This window comes from Psychrobacter sp. Arc29 (assembly GCF_041431175.1).
Classification (GTDB): Bacteria; Pseudomonadota; Gammaproteobacteria; order Pseudomonadales; family Moraxellaceae; genus Psychrobacter.
This window is the reverse complement of record NZ_JASMRR010000002.1, coordinates 17,684-40,119: the sequence shown is the minus strand read 5'-3', so window position 1 is coordinate 40,119 and position 22,436 is coordinate 17,684. Positions and strand designations below refer to the sequence as shown.

General features: G+C 45.9%; 16 protein-coding genes. 10 read left to right on the top strand and 6 right to left on the bottom strand.

From position 1 onward, the window contains the following. Positions 1 to 69: 69 nt before the first annotated feature. Positions 70 to 582 (top strand): energy transducer TonB, encoded by a 513-nt coding sequence (locus QO189_RS03125; protein WP_371531489.1) that lies wholly within the window; start codon positions 70 to 72, stop codon positions 580 to 582. Between the two features lie 110 nt (positions 583 to 692). Here the strand turns inward: QO189_RS03125 and QO189_RS03120 are convergent, their stop codons facing one another. Both QO189_RS03120 and QO189_RS03115 read right to left on the bottom strand, forming a co-directional pair. Further along, positions 693 to 1,421: a pantothenate kinase gene (locus tag QO189_RS03120; RefSeq protein ID WP_371531488.1), complete on the bottom strand. Its 729-nt coding sequence runs from the start codon at positions 1,419 to 1,421 to the stop codon at positions 693 to 695. Between the two features lie 58 nt (positions 1,422 to 1,479). Continuing rightward, positions 1,480 to 2,454 (bottom strand): biotin--[acetyl-CoA-carboxylase] ligase, encoded by a 975-nt coding sequence (locus QO189_RS03115; protein WP_371531487.1) that lies wholly within the window; start codon positions 2,452 to 2,454, stop codon positions 1,480 to 1,482. A gap of 166 nt (positions 2,455 to 2,620) precedes the next feature. Here QO189_RS03115 and QO189_RS03110 point away from each other — a divergent pair, with 166 nt between their 5' ends. From QO189_RS03110 to QO189_RS03080, 7 genes are all read left to right on the top strand, one after another. Next, positions 2,621 to 3,424: a sulfite exporter TauE/SafE family protein gene (locus QO189_RS03110; RefSeq protein ID WP_371531781.1), complete on the top strand. Its 804-nt coding sequence runs from the start codon at positions 2,621 to 2,623 to the stop codon at positions 3,422 to 3,424. Positions 3,425 to 3,474: 50 nt separating this feature from the next. Then, positions 3,475 to 4,416 carry a hypothetical protein gene (locus QO189_RS03105; RefSeq protein WP_371531486.1) on the top strand — a complete coding sequence of 314 codons (942 nt, stop codon included), beginning with the start codon at positions 3,475 to 3,477 and terminating at the stop codon, positions 4,414 to 4,416. Positions 4,417 to 4,482: 66 nt separating this feature from the next. Further along, the gene (locus QO189_RS03100; protein WP_371531485.1) at positions 4,483 to 8,460 is read left to right on the top strand and encodes an AAA family ATPase; all 3,978 of its coding nucleotides are present in this window, start codon (positions 4,483 to 4,485) and stop codon (positions 8,458 to 8,460) included. A 215-nt stretch (positions 8,461 to 8,675) separates the two neighbouring features. After that, the gene (locus QO189_RS03095; protein WP_371531484.1) at positions 8,676 to 9,692 is read left to right on the top strand and encodes a cell division protein ZipA C-terminal FtsZ-binding domain-containing protein; all 1,017 of its coding nucleotides are present in this window, start codon (positions 8,676 to 8,678) and stop codon (positions 9,690 to 9,692) included. A 385-nt stretch (positions 9,693 to 10,077) separates the two neighbouring features. Beyond that, a complete protein-coding gene (ligA, locus tag QO189_RS03090; RefSeq protein WP_371531780.1) occupies positions 10,078 to 12,123 on the top strand; it encodes an NAD-dependent DNA ligase LigA in 2,046 nt (681 codons plus the stop codon). Between the two features lie 3 nt (positions 12,124 to 12,126). After that, positions 12,127 to 13,989, top strand: coding sequence for a tetratricopeptide repeat protein (locus QO189_RS03085; RefSeq protein WP_371531483.1), 1,863 nt, complete (start codon positions 12,127 to 12,129; stop codon positions 13,987 to 13,989). Between the two features lie 167 nt (positions 13,990 to 14,156). Further along, on the top strand, positions 14,157 to 15,017 hold the full coding sequence (locus QO189_RS03080) for a MauE/DoxX family redox-associated membrane protein (RefSeq protein WP_371531482.1): 861 nt from the start codon (positions 14,157 to 14,159) through the stop codon (positions 15,015 to 15,017). Positions 15,018 to 15,053: 36 nt separating this feature from the next. Here the strand turns inward: QO189_RS03080 and QO189_RS03075 are convergent, their stop codons facing one another. The 3 genes from QO189_RS03075 to QO189_RS03065 form a co-directional block, all read right to left on the bottom strand. After that, a complete protein-coding gene (locus QO189_RS03075; protein ID WP_371531481.1) occupies positions 15,054 to 15,620 on the bottom strand; it encodes a hypothetical protein in 567 nt (188 codons plus the stop codon). A 173-nt stretch (positions 15,621 to 15,793) separates the two neighbouring features. Further along, entirely contained in the window at positions 15,794 to 16,204 is a 411-nt protein-coding gene (locus QO189_RS03070) for a hypothetical protein (RefSeq protein ID WP_371531480.1), read from the bottom strand. Positions 16,205 to 16,553: 349 nt separating this feature from the next. Beyond that, positions 16,554 to 19,028: a YgiQ family radical SAM protein gene (locus QO189_RS03065; protein ID WP_371531479.1), complete on the bottom strand. Its 2,475-nt coding sequence runs from the start codon at positions 19,026 to 19,028 to the stop codon at positions 16,554 to 16,556. A 451-nt stretch (positions 19,029 to 19,479) separates the two neighbouring features. On the opposite strand from QO189_RS03065, the gene QO189_RS03060 reads away from it, so the two are divergent. Together QO189_RS03060 and QO189_RS03055 are read left to right on the top strand one after the other, a co-directional pair. Further along, positions 19,480 to 20,859: an ammonium transporter gene (locus QO189_RS03060; protein WP_371531478.1), complete on the top strand. Its 1,380-nt coding sequence runs from the start codon at positions 19,480 to 19,482 to the stop codon at positions 20,857 to 20,859. A gap of 10 nt (positions 20,860 to 20,869) precedes the next feature. Then, positions 20,870 to 21,502 (top strand): hypothetical protein, encoded by a 633-nt coding sequence (locus QO189_RS03055; RefSeq protein ID WP_371531477.1) that lies wholly within the window; start codon positions 20,870 to 20,872, stop codon positions 21,500 to 21,502. Between the two features lie 92 nt (positions 21,503 to 21,594). On the opposite strand, the gene QO189_RS03050 is transcribed toward QO189_RS03055, so the two are convergent. After that, entirely contained in the window at positions 21,595 to 22,347 is a 753-nt protein-coding gene (locus QO189_RS03050; RefSeq protein WP_371531476.1) for a hypothetical protein, read from the bottom strand. Positions 22,348 to 22,436: the final 89 nt, after the last annotated feature.

Genomic DNA, 22,436 nt, shown 5'->3' with positions numbered 1-22,436 from the left:
TAAAAACGTGCTACGTTATGTTTCTCATAGCGTAGCATTTTTTGATGATTTGGATAAAATATTTATACCATGATCTATAAATTACATATCAAGCCAGCACTTCATACCGTTTTCTACTTTCTAACCAATATAAATTCTATCGGTGTTTATAGCATGTTGGTTACTTTATTTGCATTTTCTACGATAACGATTGGTATGACGCCAGCACAGGCTGAGTTGATTGATTTGTCTAATCCTGAACCAATTATTCAACTTTCTACTCGAGATGCTAGCTGGCTGAGATCGCCAAGATTTGAAAATATACCAGCTTATCTCAATCGATATCTGATTCGTTGTTCATATGACCAAGATGGGAACGTTGTCAAACCTTGTGATAAAACAGATCTAAAAATGGTTTTTTCGTTACGAGTTGATAAGCAAGGTAGTATCAAAAACATAACCGTGATTAAGAGTAGTGGTATAAAACAGGTAGACGCTGCTTTTACTAGAGAAATTAAAAGGGCTCGTTTCAAGCCTTTTTTGATAAAAGGGCGGGCAGTGAAAGGGAATGTTACATTACCGATTGCATTTGCAGCACCATAGTCATTATATTTAAATTGACAAGAAATAATTTACAGTATGCTTAAACCAAAAAAGCAGCACGCTTTAAACGTGCTGCTTTTTTTATGTGATATTGGCTTATCTATGATGGATTATGACTTATTACGATAATCAAAATACCGTGCCAGACCATTTAATAATAAATCATCACGTAAGCGTACAGGGCGATTGACATGCTGCGAGATAGTGGCTGCATCGCCGCCCGTCATGATGACTTCAAAGTTTGGGTGACGACGGCTAATCTCATTGACCGCACCAACGATAGAGAGCAAGATACCGCGGTGCACGGCATCTTGGGTGGTCATGCCTTGGCTGACACTATCAAACGTGCCGTTAGAGATGGTGATTTGCTTGGTTCCAGAAAACAGAGACTCGCGTTGCAAGTAGATACTGGGGAAGATATAACCACCCAAATGCTCAGCGTGATCAATCAAGTCAATCGTCACCGCCGTACCGCAGCCGATCACGCATTGGCGCTTTTTCTTATCGACGGCTCCTAGCATCTGTAGCCAGCGATCACAGCCGAGCTGCTGGTCATTATAAGCACTTTTCATCAGTGGATGCGCGGCATCAACATGGACAAACTCAAATGGAATGTTCAGACGACTGAGCGTCTCTGATACTTGGGCATTTAGCGCATCGCCCAGTACGGATGAGATACCAATAAAATCGGGCGCATAACGCTCAAAGCGGTCAGTCAGACCCATGAGTAATTCAGCGGGTGCTTGCAGATGCTGCTTGGCATCATGTGAGACTATCTGCCCAATATCATCGGTCAGCCAGTATTTTAGGCGGGTATTGCCAAGATCAAGCCAGAGCATAAAAATCCCTTTATATAACGCTCGTTAATGATGGTGCTCGTCAGTTTGGTGGTTAAGCCTAATAAATAACGTCAATGCGTCCAGTAAAAAGCGTAGAAATCTTACCGTTATCTTGCTGCAATTGCAAACACCCATGAGTATCCACGCCGCAAGCTAACCCTGTCATCACTTGCTTTTTATTATTGTAGTCTTGGGTAACGCGCAATCGCAGACCTGCTAGTGCGTCCATCGCAGCAAACTGCTGTAAGAATCCGTCTAAATAGTACGTATGACCCGTTGGTTTTTCTATCCCCAAATGCTCAAAGCGGGTCATCGCCGCCATCAGTGCTGTGCTCATCTGCTGATACAATGTTTGTAGGTCTGGCAGGCTCGTGGCAGCTGCCACTTCTGGATGTAGCAACTCATGGATGTCTTGTAAGCTGATCGCTTGATAACTCATCCCCTCAGACGTTTGAGCGGTGAGCTTTGGTGCGGCTTGTACATTTAACCCAATGCCTAGCATCACACCAACCAACTTGCCAGATTTGGTCACTGGTTCTATCAAGATGCCAGCAAGTTTTTGAAAGGGTAGTGTGCGCTGATTTGAGATAGTGCTGTTTAAAACTGAATTATCGGGTGCAGAACGCTCCAATTCAGAGTAAAGATTGGTTTGACTCTGATAAAACCCTAAGTCATTTGCCCATTTCACCCCAATTGGTGTCAATCCTTGCGCTAGTAGCTGTTCATTCAGTGTTTGGATGACAGGCATTTTTGCCAGCTCAAGGCCAATAATTAAAGACAATAAACCACTAACCGGCATATGCACGGGGTGATATAGCGACAGATAGACATTGCCGCGCGGTGATTGCCACGAGCGCCCATGTTGTCCACGTCCAGCGCTTTGGGTCTCTGCGGTCAAAACGTGCACGGCTGCGATATCTAACGACCCATCTTGCAGTGCTGCGATCAGCTCGCTATTGGTTGAGGCGCTACTGGCAACGTGACGGTGGTTGAGATCGGATAAATGGCTGGAAAAACTGGTGAGTGTTGGCATAGGTTTAGTCGATGTGGTTAAGAGAAACTTTGATATACTAGGCGGTTGTCAAAGACAGCATAAAGGTCACGTTAAGATTTGGCAAATACAGTTGAGTGCGCCAAGAAATCAGTAAGTATGAAATAAAATTAATACTAGGCCAGTATTATAAAAGGTTTGTTCTATGATGTTATATGTGTGGTTTGTGATTGCAGGGGCGTTTGCAGGTGTCAGCGCAGGGTTGTTTGGCGTGGGCGGCGGCATGATTATCGTTCCCGCACTGGTCTGGATTTTTACCGCTTATGACTTTTCGCCAGAAGTGGTGACACATTTAGCCATTGGTACGTCTCTTGCGACCATCGTGATCACTTCGATCAGCTCACTGACGGCTCATAATAAACGCGGCGGTGTCCGCTGGGAAGTATGGCGCAAGATGGCGCTCGGCTTGGTTGTGGGGAGTTTGGTCGGCGCTGGTATCGCAGATATGATTGATGGTCAGGCGCTACAAGCCATCATCGGTGTTGGCGCGCTATTAGTCGCGCTAAAAATGCTGTTCTTTTCTAACAAAGAGCAAGTGGGTAAGCCGTTGCCGCCTGCTGGGGTGCAGTTTGGCGCAGGTACGGGCATTGGTATGGCGTCGTCTATCTTCGGTATTGGCGGTGGCAGTTTGACCGTACCGTTTTTGAACTGGGCGGGATTGCCGATGAAGCAATCGGTCGGTACGTCAGCGGCGTGCGGTCTACCCATTGCTCTAGCTGGCGCGGCTGGGTTTGCCTGGTTTGGTCAAGATGTGGTTAATCTGCCCGAGGGCACCATTGGGTTTGTCCACGTCACAGGATTCTTATTTATTTCGGTGGCAAGCTTTGCCATGGCAAAAGTCGGTGCCAAGCTTGCCCATGTATTGCCTGCTCTGATGCTCAAGCGCGCGTTTGGCGTGCTACTGATATTTGCAGGAGGGCAGTTGTTATTAAGTGGATTGGGTGTGTTATAGCAATCTCAAATATTTGTCGTAAAAAATGTAAACCATGAGACATTCTTAGTATGAAAGCAGCAGAAAAATATCGCCGTGTTTTTGGCTCAATGAGTCATTTAAAAGATCAGCTATCATGGACGACTGGTCTTACGAATATGGTAGAGTTTTTGGCGTGGGAGCCAAAGCAAATTCTTGGAATCACCAAAAAGCAATATGTACGCCAAATCATCGAATGGGCAATCGATCCAGAGCTAGCAGGAAAAAATCTGGAAGAGGTCGAACACGCCGTCATTAAGAAGCTCAATGCAAAAATGCATGAGTCTGAGCAGTTAGATACTTATTCACCGAAAACGGTAGGCATCTGCGATCCTAGAGAGGCTATTCGCCGAGTCGCGTTTTTCTCTGAGGGTTATTTAAATAAAGAATTCGATATCTTTTTGAGTTTATGTAGTGATGTCTACTTAGACTCATTTTATCAGCAATTCATCACCTTTGAGCCAAGTGGATCATGGTCGACACATGGCAACAGCGGATTGTTTGAGGCCAGCACAGAGCTAAAAGCGATGTATATGGACAACTTGGCCTACAACCATCAGTCGAATGTGCTGGTTGCCAATGAATTAAAATTTAATGGTCGAAAAAACCCAGATCAGCTGCTCAAGTACTGCGTGATGTATGAGCATTTGCTCGAAAAAGGCTTTATTGATAAAGGGGCCAAGTTTTTGTTGTTATTCATCGGTGGTAATGCGCTAGAGCACAACAAGCAACGCTTAGCCGACCGAGAGCTGGCACTGTGTCACAAAAGACCTAAGAAGTATCAGCATCTATTAAGACCAGAGCTGTTGGAAATCGTCGATCATCTACAAGTGGCCAGCATCACATGGTCAGCATTGATTGAGTTCAATCAGCGCTACTTAGCAGAAAATAACGTCTGCCAAGTCGAACAAAAACTACTGCATGGGTTTCACCAGAGCCTGAAGGCAAAATCGTTTATGCACTTAGACGTTTAACCCTAAAAACTCACAACAATTTCAGGTAGAATAGCCGCCTGTTTTCGCCATATCAACTGACTATTCATGCGTTTAAAATCCCTAAAGCTGGCAGGTTTCAAATCTTTTGCCAACCCAACGACCTTTACCTTTCGTCATGGCATCACTGCCATCGTCGGACCAAACGGCTGCGGCAAATCCAATGTGATTGATGCCATTCGCTGGGTGCTGGGTGAGACCTCTGCCAAGCAGTTACGAGGCGGGGCGATGAGTGATGTCATCTTTGCTGGTACACAAGATAAAACGGCCAAGAGCGTTGCCAGCGTTGAGCTAACCTTTGAGCATACCCAAGATGAGCAGACAGGTATTCGCCATGAGTTTAACTTGTACCAAGAGCTGTCCGTTCGCCGTCAGGTAAATAAAGAAGGGCGCTCGGATTATTTTATCAATGGTACGCGCTGTCGTCGCCGCGATGTGGTCGATGTGTTTTTGGGTACAGGGCTGGGTGCGCGCAGTTATGCGGTCATTGAGCAAGGCATGATTGGGCGAATTGTTGAGTCAAGTCCCGTGCAACTGCGTGAGTTTATCGAAGAGGCGGCAGGGGTGTCGCGCTATCAGGCGCGCCGCGAAGAGACGCAAAAAAAGCTCGAGAAGACAAAAGACAATCTGGCGCGTCTGCACGATATGCAAAGCGAATTACTGCGCCAGCAAAAGACACTGTCGAAACAGGCAGCGAGCGCGCAGCGTTACGAGGAACTTTCTCTCAGCTTGGCTGATATCGAGCAGCAGCTCGCTATTCAGCAGCTGTATCAAGCCAAGCACAATCAGCAGCAGCAAAAAATCATACATGAGCGCAGTACGGCTGAAGTGTCAACATTGCAAGCCGACTATGACACGTTAAAAGCTCAGCAAGATAAGCTCACCGCTCGTATCAACCAAGAGCAGTGGCTCAAAGATGATGCCCAAAGCGCGCACTATCAGCAGCAGCTGGGCTACCAAACTGCCGAGCATCAGTTGAGTGATGCCACCTCACAGCTGGCAGCCATTGAGCAGCAACTGTCTCACTTAGCGCAGCAGCGCGAGCAATCACTCGCTGATATCGAGCGGCTCAACGCTGAAAAAACTGAGCAGCAGCAAGCGCTAGAAGCGTTACGCCCACAGCTCGCTGAGCTGACTCACAAGCGCGATGACTACAAACGTAATGAGCAGCCACTACAACGCGCGTGGCATAACGCGCAAAACCAGCTATCACGCTTGCAAGACAAGGCTCGCACGCTTGAGCAGCAACAGGCGATTAATACTCAAGCACAAAAGCGCCATCAGCAAAGCTATGATAAATGGCAACGCCGCGAGCAAAATTGGCAAAACCTCTGGCAGCAATTGCAGCAGTCTATAGCGCCATCTGCCAGTGCGAATGCTGTTAGTGCCAGTGCTGATGCAAATCAGGCAGCGGATAAGCGCGACCTAAGTCAAGCGCTAGCGCAGCAAGTCACTGAACTGAGCACAACGCTACAGCAGATTGAGCGTCAACGAGAGGGTGTGGACGAACGTCTGTCTGACATACAACCGCAGGCACATCATTTGCAGCAGCGACTGAACACGCAGCAACGCAAGCTGAGCGATGATGAAAAGCGTCATGCACTACTCGCAGGCGAATACGACACGCTGCATCAGATATTGCACCCTAAGCCTATAACAAACTCTCAAACTAAGCCTATAACGAACTCTCAAAACAACGCAGCTGTAACAAATAATACCGATAGCGGCGCTGTAAATACACAGCAATTGGCTATTACGACGCTGCGTGAACAGATTGAACTGAGCGCGAAGGGGCAAGCGCACGCACAGCTGCTCGATAGTGTTTTAGCGTTATGGCTAGATAGCCATGTGCTGGTTGCTAACCAACAAGCTAATCAAATCAAGCAATCAGGCGTTAGTAATGCTAGTGGCATTTCTCAAAAAGCCGACAGCTTATGGCAAGCACTTGAAGATGACGTTAGCGCTTTACTGACTTATCAAACGGCAAAAAATAAGCCTGCCAGTACAAAAAATACATCGCTAGTAGAGGCGGGTCATAGCCTATGGTTGCCTGCGAAGCAAAACGATAGCAGTGATCATGCCTTTATTAGAGATTTACCAGATAGCTTAACTGATAAAGTGTTGCCATTATCACAGCTGATTGCTCAGCCTGCGCTTACGCTTTGGCAGCAGTGTTATCTATACACAGCGCAGTTTGAGTCTGCTAGTGAGCATGATAGTGACGTGCTTGCTGATGTCTTAAAGTCATTACTATCATCAGCGCTTCTGCTGACTGCCGATGGTTGGATTATTAGTCGTCAAGGCACGTTTAATCTAAGTAAGCTTGCGGGCGCGCAAGACGATCAAAGCGAGGGCAGCAGTCAGTTTCTCACCCAGCGTTTGGCGCAGCGCACGCGTTTGCAAACGCTAGAAGACTTGCTCGATGAGTTTGAAAACAAAATCCACGATCAGCAAAAATCCATTGCAAAAGACCAGCGCGACTATGACGCACTGATGATTAGTCTAGAAGAGACACGCGCACAAGCTGAGCAATTAACCCGCGATAAGCATCGATATCAGCAGCAACTGACCACACAGCGCGCCAATGCGGAGCGCTTGCAAGCAGATAGTCAACGCCTAAATGCTGACAAAGGGACGCTCGAGCAGGAAAAGCAAGAGCTTACGCATGAGGCGCAGACACTTATTCATGAGCAGCAGGATATCGAAAGTGAGATCGCCACACTCACTCCGCAAATAGTAGAAGCACGAGCGACCAATCAGCAATTGCAAGCGGCGCGCAGTGAGCTAAACCGCGCACGTCAAGCCGATGATGAGGCTTGGCAGGCATTGCAGCTACATATTCAGCAGTACGAGATGCGCCTAGAGCATAGCGTTAGCAGTCTGGCGCGTGCAACCGAGCAATATGATAAGTCATTAGAGAATGAGCAGAGTCTACAGGCGCGTCATGAGCAGCAGCAGGCTAAACTGCCCGATCTGCAAGCCGCATTGCATAGCGCGCAGACAACGCGTGATGAGCAGCAAGCGTTATTGACCGAGCGTGATAGCGCGCTCACAGCGCTAAAGCAAGCGTATTCTGAGCAGCAGACGGCATTTGATACGTTGCAGAATACCTTGCAAATGCAGCAAAGCGAACTTGCACAGCACGCAACTGAGTTGGCACTGAGTGCCGCGCGTTTGGAGGATGCTAGTTCACATACACAAAGCGCTCTAGATGCTTATATTCGAGTGAGTGAGAAATACAAAGCGCAAGCAGAACAGCCTCAACAAACCATAAGTGTCTCAAATTTGCTAGCAGACTTTATCGCTCATGATCGCCGTGTGCGCCCAGACAAAATTGCTGAGCTGGAGTCTGAGCGCGCCAAGCTTGCGCAGCAGCTGAGTAAAATTGGTGCCGTCAATCTGGCTGCCGTCGCAGAGTTGGCTGAGGTCAATGAGCGCTTGGAGCCACTCGCGCAGCAGACCACCGATATTGCCGCCAGTATGCAGACGTTGACTGAAGCGATTGCCTCTATTGATGAGACGACCAAGACGCTATTTATGCAGACGCTTGATGCGGTCAATAATGAGCTGGCCAATTTGTTTGCTAAAGTATTTGGCGGCGGGCAAGCCAGTCTGACACTGAACACAGACGAGATGCCAGCCAATACGCCAAAGTCGGAGCAATGGCGGGCAGGGCTTACTTTGATGGCGCAGCCAAAGGGTAAGCGTAATAGTCGCTTAGCCGTACTCTCTGGCGGTGAAAAAACGCTGACCGCGCTGAGCCTGATTTTTGCGATATTTAAGCAGCATCCTGCACCATTTTGTGTACTTGATGAGGTCGATGCGCCGCTCGATGATGCCAATGTCGCGCGTTTTACCAGCTTGATTCATGAGTTGGCAGATGACTTGCAGTTTATCTTTATCAGTCATAATAAACTGACGATGCAGATTGCCGATGAGCTAAAAGGTATCACCATGCCAAGCGCCGGCATCTCTACCCTAGTCAGTGTGTCGCTCGATGAAGCCGCGCGTTATGTAGAGAGTTAAGACTAAAAAAGCCAAAACTAAACGCGCTATGAGAATTAAAGCGATGCAAATATAATCAATCCATTGGCATAAATACAAATATGCTTGACCTCAGTCCAGCATACTGGTTATAAAGTACACAATGTGGTGACGACATGGGTCAGCCATGCTAGAATATTGCCATTTATGCTCGTTTTTGTATTCCCTTTTGTTATATATACTAGGATGTATTTATCATGACCGCTATTCAGTTTGTATTGATTGCCATTGCCGCGTCTATCGTGCTCGCAGGGCTGTTTATGGTCATTCGCAGTTTTAAGCGCCGTAATGGTGCCGAAGCTGCTGCGGTCAATTATGATAAAAACGGTATTCCCATCATACCGCGTCATGAGCGCAATATCGTTGATCAGCCAGACTTTGATGATACAGTCGCTGGCGAGACGAGCATTGGCCCTGACCGCACTTATCTGAATGCTGTCGTTGAAGAAGAGCCATTGACGCAGACTCATACCAACGTCGATGCCCAGCTGACCGCTGAACGCGACACTATGGCAGATGAAGATCATGACGTCATCGACAATGAAGACTATGCGCGCTGGCAAGAAGAGCAACGTCGCGCTGATAACGCTGAGTTTGTAGAAGCGGCTGATCAGATGCATATCGAGCAAGAGCCTGATGCGTTCTCTAGCCTCATGTCGGCAACAGATAGCTTGATGCCATCGATTGATACCGCAGAAGAACCAAGTTTCGACAACAACAGCCCGATACTGGATCAGCATTTATCAGAGTCAGGCGATGATGCGCAAAACGGCCCTTTGATCAATGCCAAAGACAACATCAATATCACCATCTTGCCGCACCAATATCGTGATCGTCCAACTGCGATTATCCGTGGTCGTGATCTGCTAGCATTGATTGATAAATATGGTCTACGCTATGGCGCGATGAATATGTTCCATCGCTATGAGCAAAAAGACGGTACGGGTATGCTGTGGTTTAGCATGATGGGTATCACCGACAGTGGTATCGAGCCATTCGATCCGCATAGTGTCGCAACCAACACTTACAATGGTGTTGTCATGTTTTTATCATTGCCACATCCACAAGCCGTGCGCAGCTTCGATAGTATGATGAGCATTGCTTATATGATGGCAAGCGATCTTGATGCGATTATGCTCGATGAAGAGAACCAACCAATCACGCCTGAATACAAGCAGCAGCTACGTAACCAAGTTCGTGACTATGAAGGCTAAAAGCTTAAAGACTTAAAAGCTCAAAGACTTAAAAGCAAAGAAAGTTAACAGCTAATGAGTATCAGAAATCATGTAAAAGGCAAATAGCGATTCACGTTATTTGCCTTTTTTAATGGGCTATAGTTTCTGCAAAAATCTAGAGTCGGTTCAAGATAATTTAGATACAAGGAAGGTGAGTGAAAGTGCTACACGTAGTAGACTGAGCGAGCCTGACACAGTAGCTGATTTATATAGGATTGGCTATATCCGAGTATCCTGCAAACTTGTTATCATATCGGCATCTTGAATGACAAAAAAGACACCGACTATGACTGACGCTACCTCACCAAATAATTCTAAAAACCTATCTGCTCAAGTAGACACCCAAGCACCTGCGACATCTAACATGGCCAGTTTGACAGATGATAGTGACAAAAATAGCGCAGAGATCATCTCGCAAATGCGCACGCTTATCGAGTCGATAAAAACGCACAATTATGCTTACTATGTGCTGGATAATCCGATCTTAGAAGACAGTGAATACGATCAATTGCGCAGCTCGTTGCTTGAGTTAGAAGAAGCTTATCCAGACTTGATACAACCTGACAGTCCGATCAATCAAGTTGGCGATATGCCGCTCTCTGCCTTTACCCAAGTTACGCATGATATTCCGATGCTATCGCTCGGCAACGTCTTTGAATACGATGATTTGCGTGACTTTATGCGCCGTGTCAACGACCGCCTTAGCGTGTCGCAGCAAAACCCTGAGTATGAGATGGAGCTAAAGCTTGATGGTCTGGCGGTCTCACTGAAATATGAACACGGTAAGTTCGTGCAAGCGGTCACGCGCGGTGATGGGCAGACGGGTGAAGACATTACCCAAAACGCCAAAACCATTCGTAATCTACCGCTATGGATCGCCGATGCCGCTGATATCGAGCTGTTAGAAGTACGCGGCGAAGTACTGATGCCAAAAGCAGGGTTTGAGCGTCTGAATCGATTGGCGGAAGAGAACGAGGGTAAAACCTTTGCCAATCCACGTAATGCCGCCGCTGGTAGCTTACGTCAGCTTGATCCCGCCCTAGCAGCCAGTCGTCCACTGGCATTCTATGGTTATTCGGTCAATCAAGGACTGCCTGAGAATATCTATACCCAATCAGGGGCGCTGGCGTGGCTTACCGAGCTTGGCTTTACCGTCAGCGCTGTAGAAGTGGTCGCCAATCCACGCGCCGCACAGACGTATTATGAATCCGTGATAGAAAGTCGTGCCGATTTGCCGTTTGAGATCGATGGCATGGTCATCAAGGTCAACAGTCTAGCCTTGCAGCAGCAGCTCGGCTTTTTATCCCGCGAGCCGCGCTGGGCGACGGCTTATAAATTCCCCGCCGAAACTGTGATGACGCGCCTCAACGATATCGAATGGCAAGTCGGCCGTACAGGGCAGATCACCCCAGTCGGTAAGCTCGAACCCGTCAAAGTCGGCGGTGTCACCGTCAGCAATGTCACCTTGCATAACTTCGGCGAGATTCAGCGGCTAGATGTGCGTGCAGGCGATATGGTCAGCGTCCACCGTGCAGGTGATGTCATCCCCAAAGTCACCCGCGTGTGGCATGAGCAGCGCCCAGCCGATAGCGAGCCAGTCACCTTACCTTCGACTTGCCCTGTCTGCGACTCGCCTGTCGTCCTACCAGAAGATGAGGCATTGGCACGCTGTACGGGCGGTCTGTTTTGCCCAGCGCAGCAGACCGAGGCGCTCATTCACTTTGTCTCACGCCGTGCCATGGATATCGATGGGCTTGGTGCGAGTTGGCTCATTAGCTTCTTTGAGCATGGTCTGGTCAAAACGGTTGCTGATATCTATCAGTTGCACAATCATGCAGATGAGATGGTCACCTTTGAAAAACTGGGTGAAAAATCAGTACAAAATATCATCAACGCTATTGAGGCGAGCAAACACACCACGCTAGCTCGCTTTATCTATGCGCTGGGTATTCGCGGTGTGGGCGAAGGGACGGCACAGAACTTTGCACAGCAATTTGGTGATTTAGACAGTCTGATGGCGGCCAGTATTGAGACCTTGATAAAAACCCCAGATGTCGGTGAAATCACTGCCGAGCTGACTTATAAGTTCTTCCGTGCGCCGCACAATATAGAGGTCGTCACCGCCTTGCGCGAGGCTGGCGTGCACTGGGATAAGGTCGAGCAGATCGCATCCGAAGGGCTACCACTCGATGGGCAAACGTGGGTCATCACCGGTGCGCTCGATAGCATGGCGCGTGATGAAGCCAAAGCCAAACTACAAGCGCTGGGCGCAAAAGTCTCAGGCAGCATCTCGGCAAAAACCACTGCGCTACTGGCAGGGGATAAGGCTGGCTCTAAATTGACCAAAGCGGAGAAATTGGGTGTGAAAGTAGTGGGCGAAGAAGAGTTTTTGGCGATGGTTGGGGAGTAGGGTATGAATATTGATGATTTTAAAAAACTAAAATTAAGTAACACTGATATAGAAGAAATAGAAGGACTACTGCAAGTTACACGCGAAAATCCTAGCGGTGAAATCTATGCTAAAGCACAGACTGTAATTGGGGGTTTATTATTAAAAAATAAATATAATCAAGAGGCTATTAATTATTTAAATAGTATAAAGTTAGCTGATAGCGAAGAATTATATGCTAAAGCAAAGTTCAATATTGGCTTAGAGTATAAAAAGAAAAACTTATATCAGCAGGCGATAGAGAATTTTGAAGAGATAAATCAAAAATATAGTGAACTATATTTTTCGGCGGCTTCTTATCAAAAAGGAATTATACTTAATTATATTTATAATAATTTTGAAGATGCTTTGAAACTATGGAATAACATAAAAATAGAAGATACTAAAGAAGGCTTTGCGGCTGCTCAATACCATATAGCCAAAGTATATGAAACAAAAAAAGATAATTATATAAGGGCATTAGAATATCTTAATAAAATAAATAAAGATGATTCCTTGGATTTTTATAATTTAGCAATTTTAAATATAGCTAACATAAAAGCATATAAATTTAATGAATATAAAGAAGCAATTATTGTATTAAGTAACCTTAGTGAGAAAACAGAAGATGATATACGTATCAAAGCAGATTACTTATTAGGAAAATTATATTTTGAATTAGAAAAATATGAAGAAGCAGAAAAGTATTTTCAATTATCAAAGAAAGGAATTCCTTATGAGTCTTTATGTTTCATAAGTATTTGTAGGTTATTGATGAACGAGGATACGTTAAGCTTTGGAGTGAAATTGACTGAGCTATTTTGCTATACAAGAGACATCATAACTTTGCTGAAAATCGAGTTTGACACTAAAGTAAATAATTTAAAGTCATTAGAACGAAAGTTAGCACATTATACAAGTACGGATATTTGTAATAAGTTAATGAATGATAGCCTTGAAGAAACTTCACCAAGCAGTTTTCGGTTAAATACGATTAGTAACGTTAATGACCCAAGTGAAGGACAGGTTTTGCGTAGATATTTAAGTAATTACGACCAAGAATCTCCTTACAATTTAAAATTAGATGATAATTTGCATGCCTTTATTGGCTGTTTTACTTTTAATCACGATAGCCTCAATCAATTTAGATTATACGGAAAAACAGATGATAAGGAAGCTTCAGGTCTTAGCTTAGTCTTTTCCAAAAGATTTTTTCAAACTGAGGAAGATTTAAGTTACGAGGAAATATTATCTTCTCAAATTAATAATAAAGGAGAGAGTTTCAGTACCGAGAATATAGATAGTGAAACTAGTAGGTTTAAAGCTATAAGATGTATTTATATAGATCCGAAATCTGGGTTTGTTCAGATAGCTCATCGCAGTCGAATTACTTTTTATCGTGAATTTGAAGAAAAAGATAGTCCTGAACAAAAGTGGGTGGACTATAAAAAGATAATTGATGATAAAAATGATAAAATTTCGAAATTATTAGAATCCTTAAAAAAATGTTATAAAAATACAAAGAAAAACTTTAGGGGAGATTATATAGAAAATTTAGAGCTAGTCGAAGAGATATTACTGCCTTTAAATTATATTATAAAGCATTCAGCCTTTCAGGAAGAGCAGGAATGTCGAATGATATACATAACATCGCTTAAAGACCCAAAAGTTCAAATGAGTTTTGGGAAGTTTCTATATGTTAATTATGAAATAAATGTAAAAGATAACTTAGATAAAATATATATCGCTCCTGCTGCTGGTCAATTTCAGCCCTACTTAGCAAAGTTACTTTGTGACACCGAAGTTAAAATCGAACTTTCAAACAATCCTTATCGCCAGACTTCGTAATAAAATAGTAGCGTGTGATACCCTACAAAACACACGCTACTATTTATCATTAAACCTAACAAAATTAACAAGACTGATTCAGATCGCCCTTACCGATGCTTATAAGATAATAGTCATAAGAAAAACTATTATTAAGCAGCGAATAAGCAAAACGTAAGGAGCGCGTTATGGCAGACAATACTAATAATAAACCTAATACCGACACTATAGACACCAGCCACAGCCCACAAATGAAGCATCTCATCGATACCCTACAAGGTGAGCATATCGGCAAAGGAGGCGGGCAGTCTGCCATCATCTTTCGTATGGTGATGCCAGACCACCTATGTCCGTTTGGCCTCAAGTCAATCGATGCACTCAAGCACGCAGGCTATGACATCATTGATCGTCATATCACGACCCAAGATGAGAATACACTGGTTAAAGAGACGCTTGGGGTCAAGACCACGCCGCAGACCTTTATTGATGGCAAGCGCATTGGCGGCAATGATGATCTGCAAGTATTCTTGGGCAACCATGAACCCGAGACAGACGACGACACCACGTACGCGCCCATTATTGCGATATTTGCTGTTACCGCGCTGATGACACTGGCATTATGCTGGGCATTTGCCGTTAGTGTCTTGTCGATACAAGCGCTTATGTGGTTTGTCGCGCTGTCTATGTGTGTGTTGGCAATTAAAAAGCTTGAGGATTTAGAAGGGTTTACGACGGGGTTTTTGGGCTATGATTTACTGGCACGCCGCGTGGTACGCTACGCCTATGTATACCCGTTTTTAGAAGCGTTTGCAGGTATTGCTATGCTTGCCGATCAGCCGTGGCTCAATCCGATGGCGGGTCTGGTCGCCTTTATCATCGGTTTGATCGGCGGGGTATCAGTTATTAAAGCCGTTTATATCGATAAGCGCGAGCTGAAATGCGCCTGCGTGGGCGGCGATAGCAATGTGCCACTGGGCGCGATCTCTTTAACCGAAAACGTCATGATGTTCGGTATGGGTGGTTATATGCTGATTCGCGCTTTATTATAATCAAGTGGTTTGATGATGCGTAACCGATACATCGAGCTACTCTGGCATCTCCCCATGCGCCTTTGCGTCACCTTTTTTGCCATCTGGTTTGATCACGATAGGTAATACCAACCCTTTGGCAAAGTCGTCTGATAACACATAGTCATAGCGACTGGCAGCGACATCAGGCGTGGTATGAATGACCAGTGTCATCTCGTTACCATCGGTCAGCTCATGTGAGACATAGGTTTCGCTCAGCTGATCCAAGGCTTTGGATAGCGCTTCGTTACTTGCCATGCTGATAGTAAGGTTGTGTTGAGCGGTGGCAAGGTCTACATCGAAGTACTCTGCATAATCACGGACGTTTTGACTATCGATCGCAAATGGATACTTATAATTGGTGGGATCGGCAGGCTTTGTCCCACTGTCGACTAACGACCAGTCTATCTGATCGGCTGCGGGTGTTGACGAGTCTGATGCGGTCGCCGCTGTTTCGGAGGCTTTGTTAGGGGTTTCGGTGCTATTATCGCAGCCTGTTAGCGTCCATATACTAGCAGTTGCGATTACCATCATCGTTATCAGACGCGTCGCCATCGGGTTATCCTTTTTATTATTGATCATCATTAATGTGTGCTAAGGCTATTTTGACAGCTTTCTTGATGGTTCTCTAGCAAAACAAACGAGCAATGGTTACAAGAGTATAAGCCAGACAAGATTTATAAAAAGCACGCATAAAAAAACAGCCACTCTAGGGTGACTGTTTTATTTTTGATAAATCTCTGCTTATCTTTGATTGATTAGAGTTGGCAGTTTACTTTATATTCTTGACCGCTTGACCATTTCATCGCAAAGATACCTTTGTCACCTTTCATGTGCCATGCATAGACTGCTTTTGGATTTGAGTCGTTGACATAGCTTGCGACGTCGCCTTTTACATCACCGTTTAAGACGAGCTTTTGCTCTGTCCATTTTACTTTGGGTAAGGTGGCATTGAGCATGACTTGTTTTTTGTTAATAGACTGCTTTGCCATGATGGTGCTGCCATCGGTACAGGTATATGGGGCTGCTGCCATGCGGTCATAAGCGGCAGTGACTTTTTCTGGCGCAGGGGTATCAGTCGTCTCTGGCGTGGTAGGGGCAGTAGTCGCACAAGCGCTAAGTAAGGCAAGCGCAGGTAGGGCAGTTGCAATTTTAGTGATGGTATTCATCGTTCTCTCCAAAGTATTACTGGTGTCATTTACTTGTTCTTAATAATGCGTTTAGCATATGAGGCTTATAGTAGCGAAAACGAAGTATTGCCGTGTTAGAAATTGTTCATTACCTATTAGCTTCGTTACCCAATCGCTGACTAATGTAACTTGCCATCGCCAACGCATTGAAAGATAAACGATAATCATTTGAATTTTTATTCATTAATGAGTCAGATAAAAAAGCACCTATCAACCGAGCGCTGATAGGTGCTTTTTTGACTGACTTAACACGATCTACGTGTAGACCGTGTTTTTATACTATTTTATATCGTCAAAGCGATTCTTTACAAAGCGACTTCTCAACACGCTATTTGGTTTTGCGCGGTGGCAGACCCGTATGCTGAGTTTGGAAGTTGCCTTTGCTGACTCTCTTCTTGGTGTTTTTACCGATAGCATTTTTACCCGCTGCGCCTTTAGCTGCTGCATTAGGGTTTGACGAGTTGTTGCTACGTTTCACTGAATCATTACCAAGGCGACTGTTCTTTTTGCGCGCTGACTGATAGCTGTTTTGCTCAGCATCGCGACCTTCTAAGCTTGCATTGAATGGCGGAATCAAGCAGCCACGGTTTTTACCGATCAAGTCACTACGGCCCATGTCTTGTAGGGCTTTACGCAATAGTACCCAGTTTTTTGGATCATGATAGCGCAGGAACGCTTTGTGTAGTTTACGCTGTTTGCCAGATTTGACGATATCCATGTCACCTTCACTACGGCTGATCTTATGTAGTGGGTCTTTGTGCGTGTGATACATGGTGGTCGCAGTCGCCATCGGGCTTGGATAAAACGCCTGTACTTGATCAGCGCGGTAGCCATGACTTTTTAGCCACAGCGCAAGGTTCATCATATCTTCATCTTTCGTACCCGGATGGGCCGCAATGAAGTAAGGAATCAGATATTGCTCTTTGCCCGCTTCTTGGCTGTACTGCTCAAACATCGCTTTGAATTGATCATAGCTGCCCATGCCCGGCTTCATCATCTTCGATAGCACGCCTTCTTCAGAGTGCTCAGGGGCAATCTTGAGATAACCGCCGACATGATGGCTGACCAGTTCTTTGACGTATTCAGGATCTTTTACCGCCAAATCATAACGCAGACCAGACGCGATAAGGATTTTTTTCACGCCTTTAATATCACGGGCTTTGCGATACAGCTTGGTCAAGTTACTGTGATCGGTCAGTAGATTTTCGCAGACACCAGGATAGACACAAGACGGCTTACGGCAGTTCTTCTCAATCGTCTCGTCTTTACAGCTCAGACGATACATATTGGCCGTTGGCCCACCAAGATCAGAGATCACGCCAGTATAGTTGGGTGCGGTATCACGAATCGCTTCTACTTCGCGCAAGATCGACTCTTCTGAACGGTTTTGGATAATACGGCCTTCATGCTCAGTGATCGAGCAGAAGGTGCAACCGCCAAAACAGCCGCGCATGATATTGACCGAAAACTTAATCATGTCATAAGCAGGGATACGCGCATCGCCATAGCTTGGATGCGGCAGGCGCGCATATGGCAAGTCAAACACGTAGTCCATCTCTTCTGTTGAGAGTGGAATCGGTGGCGGGTTGAGCCAGACATCGATAGAGGTATGCGAGTTACCCGCACCGCTGCTATGACGCTGTACGAGCGCGCGAGCGTTACCCGGATTGGTCTCTAAATGTAAGATACGGTTAGCATGAGCGTAGAGCACAGGGTCAGATTTGACATGCTCATAGTCAGGCAGACGAATCACCGTTTGCTCACGTGGGGGCATTTTAATTTTGTGCTTGCGGGCGGTTTTTGGCTTATTAAACGCATTGTCAAAGCCGCGCATCTGTACCACTTGGGTATCAGTGTCCACTTGGTCGGCGTTGATGACTTTGTCAGTAACTGGCTCAGCGACAAAACCCTGATACTGTGATGACATGGATGACGGCATCGCTTGTCCAACAGGCGAGTCCGATGGTTTGTTCTGCTCAATTGAGCAGCTATCAACGTCTTCGGTCATGACATACGGGTTGATGATCGGATCGACACGGCCAACGGTATCGACATCGTTACTCGCGACCTCAGTCATATCCGCTTGCCAATGACGACGCGTTGGGGTCAATAAATACGCTGTACCGCGTAGCTTACTCATTTGCTCAAAGCTATAGCCTTTCGACAGACCATGTACCACATCGACGATGGCACGCTCAGCATTACCATACAGTAAGACATCAGCACGCGCATCTAGCAGGATACTACGGCGGACTTTGTCTGACCAATAATCATAATGTGCAATACGGCGTAAGCTGCCCTCAATACCGCCCAAGATAATTGGCACATCAGGATAGGCTTCACGGCAGCGCTGACTATAGACGATAGCCGCGCGGTCAGGGCGTTTGTTGGCGACGTTACCAGGAGAGTAGGCATCATCACTACGGATTTTGCGATCGGCGGTATAGCGGTTGATCATGCTATCCATGTTGCCAGCGGTCACACCGTAAGCATAGACGGGTTTGCCTAGCTCCATAAAGGCGTCTTTGCTCTTCCAGTCTGGCTGCGCGATGATACCCACGCGAAAGCCTTGTGACTCAAGCAGGCGACCGATAATCGCCATACCAAAGCTTGGGTGATCGACATAGGCGTCGCCTGAGATAATGATGACGTCACACGCATCCCAGCCCAGATCGTCCATCTCTTTGCGGCTCATTGGCAGGTAAGGCGCAGGCTCGTAGCAGCTCGCCCAGTGTTTGTCATAATCATAAAGTGGCTTGGTGCCTTGTTTAAAGGCAGTGCGGGCGATGGTATCGGCAGACATGGGCGGACCTGTTAATTAGAAAAATGGCACTAAAAATACAACCCTTATACATCACTGATGATAAAGGCTGATTTAAAAGCGCTCATTTTAACATGAATCACCTTCACTATGCGACCTATTATATGAGGGGCGATTGCCGATAAGTTATTGATAGCGCGAGATAAACTGCTCATGCAAAGTGAGCTGCTAGCCTAGCAGAATAATGGTAAAAATGGTTTCAGCAGAACCGTCACATTGTCGCAAGCATGGTTGTTAAAGTGCAGTTATCAAAGTATGGGTTCGGTCAGTACTGATCATTTGTTTTCTCATGTTTGTTAGCCGTTCTGATTTTCATCCATAACTTTTGGCATAGCTTTTGCTCCAACCCCGTTAGGGCTTATTTGTGCGCATTCATGAGTGAAAATGGTGCACCGATAAAAATTGAACGGATAGATAAGTGTTTGGAGATAAAATGAGAACATCATCTGTTGGGCTGGATGTATTGGAGAAGCTACTCAAGTCATCACTAGGTAAGATACTAGTGCTCAGTACGCTACTGTTTGGCACGATAGCTAGTGCACAAGCTGCGGAAGCAGACACATTGACGGTGGCGCAGCTACTCGAATATCAAAACATTGCTTGGATTATTTGGGGCGGGGTTTTGGTGTTCTTTATGCAGGCAGGTTTTGCGCTACTAGAGAGCGGCTCCGTGCGCGCAAAGAATGCGGTAAACGTGATGATGAAGAATTACACCGACATGTGTATCGGTGGTTTGGCCTTTTATTTGGTAGGTTTTGGGCTGATGATGGGTACTAACCATTCGGGGTTTGTCGGGACTGATCATTTTATGCCAGCCAATTTGTCCAATATGGATTGGGCGCTGATGTTCTTTCAGATGATGTTTGCGGCGACAGCGGTGACCATCGCTAGTGGTGCCATGGCAGAGCGTGTCTCGTTTATCGGCTATGCAGTCGCCGCTTGTTTAATCTGTTTGTTTATCTACCCTGTGTTTGCCAGTTGGGTGTGGGGCGGTTATTTCGGCGGTACTGGTTGGCTAGCTGAGCTTGGTTTTATCGATTTTGCTGGGTCGACAGTGGTGCATTCTATCGGGGGGTGGTTGGCACTGGCAGGCATCTTAATCATTGGGCCAAGATTGGGGCGTTTTGCACCAGATGGCACGCCAAGACTCATCGCAGGTCACAACATGACACTATTGGCGCTTGGCGGATTTATCTTATGGTTTGGTTGGTTCGGCTTCAATGCTGGATCGACGTTATCTATCACGGGCAATATCGGTCTAATCGCCGTCAATACCTTTGTTGCCGCGGTCAGTGCGGTGGTGAGCTATATGCTGATTGCTCGGACACTGAGCAAAGCCATTTTGCTGAGCGATAGTGTCAATGCCAGTTTGATTGGTCTGGTGTCTATCACGGCAGGCTGTGCCACGACGACGCCTGTTTTCGCCGTTGTCATCGGTGCAGTTGCCTCCGTGGTCTATATCTTATCCACACAGGCATTATTGAAGCTCAAAATAGACGACGTGGTATCAGCAGTGGCAGTGCATGGATTCGGCGGTGCATGGGGCACACTCGCGGCTGGATTGTTTTATACAGGGGATTTATTTAACTTATCACGGCTGGGCGTACAAGCGCTAGGCGTGGGCGTGGCGTTAGTTTGGGGGCTAGGGTTGGGTCTGGTGATGTATAAGCTGATTGATATGAGCTTTGGGTTAAAAGCCAGCCGCTTACATGAGCAGCGTGGCCTTGATTATACCGAGCATGCAGAGCTTGGGTATCCTGAGTTTCAAAAGCAAATGTTTGATACTAAAAGTTTAACAGAGCGGCATTTATAGGAGAGAGCTGATGAATATTGATACTCAATCCGTCGACCAAACCGTGTCCGCGATGGCAGAGGTACTGTCAGAGTATTTACATCCTGAAGAGGTGCGCCTGCTTAAAAGGCAGTGGCAACAGTACTCAACTGTCTCTGTCAAAATGATGCAGCAGTGCATCTTGGATGCGACAAGGCGCTATCCTGAACTACAAGATCACAAGTCTGAAATTCGTAAAGGCTTTTGGGCTACGCTGCAAGCGGATAGCCAGCAGACAGTGGAGTCTGACAGTCACAATTGCTATAACGAGACAATCAATGTACCCGTACCTTTCTCTGAGTCCGTTCTTGCATTTTATACCGTGATAGAAGCGCTGCGCAACCAGCTAACAGCAGCAGACAGTCGCAGCTTTTTTCATAGTATGCACCAAACTGTTTCGCAAGAACGCACCTTCAAAGGGCATCACATCAATATCAATCAGTTTTTGGAAGGTAATCGCCCACCTGTACCGGACAATGAGCATCTTTTAAATAATTTGATGCAGCTTGCCTATGTCTGCTTGTGCGATATTACTGGTCCCGTGGAGGCAGATGAGATACTGTTTCAAGCAGCACAAACGGCCAAGCAAAGTTATCCAAAAGCCGTTGTCGAAAAATTATTTTAATGTACCAAGTGCGCACGTTACGAGCAAGTACGGATATCGCCTCGTAACGTACCTTATGGTTTAAGGGGAGTCATTGCGTTGGTTGATAGCTTTTAATTATCTAATAGCTGAAGCGGGAAAGTCACCACGTCAAAAGCAAGGGCAAAGGGAAGTAGCACCAGTTTTTGCGCACTATTTGGTCCATGACGGTTTGTGTTTTTTTGCTGCGTTTGAGTATAAAAGCTTACCGTATAAGGCTTGGTCAAAGCGCGATAATTTGACTGAATCAAGCTCAAGTTACTTACTTGCGGATATATAGCACCTTTAACGGGGACATTAAAACAAAAGCGCTGGGCACCAATACGTTGGTCACTGGCTGATGTGCATTCTCGGCCATTATTTTGTAAAAAGAACTGATAATCCGTGCGCCCAAACTCGTCTTTTAGTTTGGCATAAGACAGCCTCATTTCTCCTTGGAAATATCCATCATTATTGGGTACATAAAAATTCATGTCATTGTCAACGTGGATGTTTTTTTGCATCAGATTGCTGAGCAAACTGATCATCTCAGTCCCACCTTGGGTGAGTACGTAGCTGTTTTTTTCACCAACGATAACCATCGTCGCATTTGGCGTTTTTGGTAATGCCTGCGCAGGACGACCAAAGGCAATAATTTGGTCTTCTGATAATGTTTGCTTAGTAGTGAGGACATGGTTATTACTTTCTAGCAATGAGCTGGTCGCACAGCCTGACATTGCAAGCATTGAAGCCAGCATAGTTCCTGCCACCAACGTTTTTGAGCTTATTTGATTTAGAGTGCTGTACCTGCTGTTTGTTTTATGAGGGTAGTCTGGTTGAGAGGTCATGCTCAGGCTTCCTTGTCTACTACGGTGAATAAAAATTGCTAATATTATCCAACTTATGTTAGTTTTTTACAAGTTTTGAATGTAGTTTA

Excerpts from the sequence above, each read along its gene's own strand:
- QO189_RS03125 (WP_371531489.1), top strand. The coding sequence starts at position 70 with ATGATCTATAAATTACATATCAAGCCAGCACTTCATACCGTTTTCTAC.
- QO189_RS03120 (WP_371531488.1), bottom strand. The coding sequence starts at position 1,421 with ATGCTCTGGCTTGATCTTGGCAATACCCGCCTAAAATACTGGCTGACC.
- QO189_RS03115 (WP_371531487.1), bottom strand. The coding sequence starts at position 2,454 with ATGCCAACACTCACCAGTTTTTCCAGCCATTTATCCGATCTCAACCAC.
- QO189_RS03110 (WP_371531781.1), top strand. The coding sequence starts at position 2,621 with ATGTTATATGTGTGGTTTGTGATTGCAGGGGCGTTTGCAGGTGTCAGC.
- QO189_RS03105 (WP_371531486.1), top strand. The coding sequence starts at position 3,475 with ATGAAAGCAGCAGAAAAATATCGCCGTGTTTTTGGCTCAATGAGTCAT.
- QO189_RS03100 (WP_371531485.1), top strand. The coding sequence starts at position 4,483 with ATGCGTTTAAAATCCCTAAAGCTGGCAGGTTTCAAATCTTTTGCCAAC.
- QO189_RS03095 (WP_371531484.1), top strand. The coding sequence starts at position 8,676 with ATGACCGCTATTCAGTTTGTATTGATTGCCATTGCCGCGTCTATCGTG.
- ligA (WP_371531780.1), top strand. The coding sequence starts at position 10,078 with ATGGCCAGTTTGACAGATGATAGTGACAAAAATAGCGCAGAGATCATC.
- QO189_RS03085 (WP_371531483.1), top strand. The coding sequence starts at position 12,127 with ATGAATATTGATGATTTTAAAAAACTAAAATTAAGTAACACTGATATA.
- QO189_RS03080 (WP_371531482.1), top strand. The coding sequence starts at position 14,157 with ATGGCAGACAATACTAATAATAAACCTAATACCGACACTATAGACACC.
- QO189_RS03075 (WP_371531481.1), bottom strand. The coding sequence starts at position 15,620 with ATGATGATCAATAATAAAAAGGATAACCCGATGGCGACGCGTCTGATA.
- QO189_RS03070 (WP_371531480.1), bottom strand. The coding sequence starts at position 16,204 with ATGAATACCATCACTAAAATTGCAACTGCCCTACCTGCGCTTGCCTTA.
- QO189_RS03065 (WP_371531479.1), bottom strand. The coding sequence starts at position 19,028 with ATGTCTGCCGATACCATCGCCCGCACTGCCTTTAAACAAGGCACCAAG.
- QO189_RS03060 (WP_371531478.1), top strand. The coding sequence starts at position 19,480 with ATGAGAACATCATCTGTTGGGCTGGATGTATTGGAGAAGCTACTCAAG.
- QO189_RS03055 (WP_371531477.1), top strand. The coding sequence starts at position 20,870 with ATGAATATTGATACTCAATCCGTCGACCAAACCGTGTCCGCGATGGCA.
- QO189_RS03050 (WP_371531476.1), bottom strand. The coding sequence starts at position 22,347 with ATGACCTCTCAACCAGACTACCCTCATAAAACAAACAGCAGGTACAGC.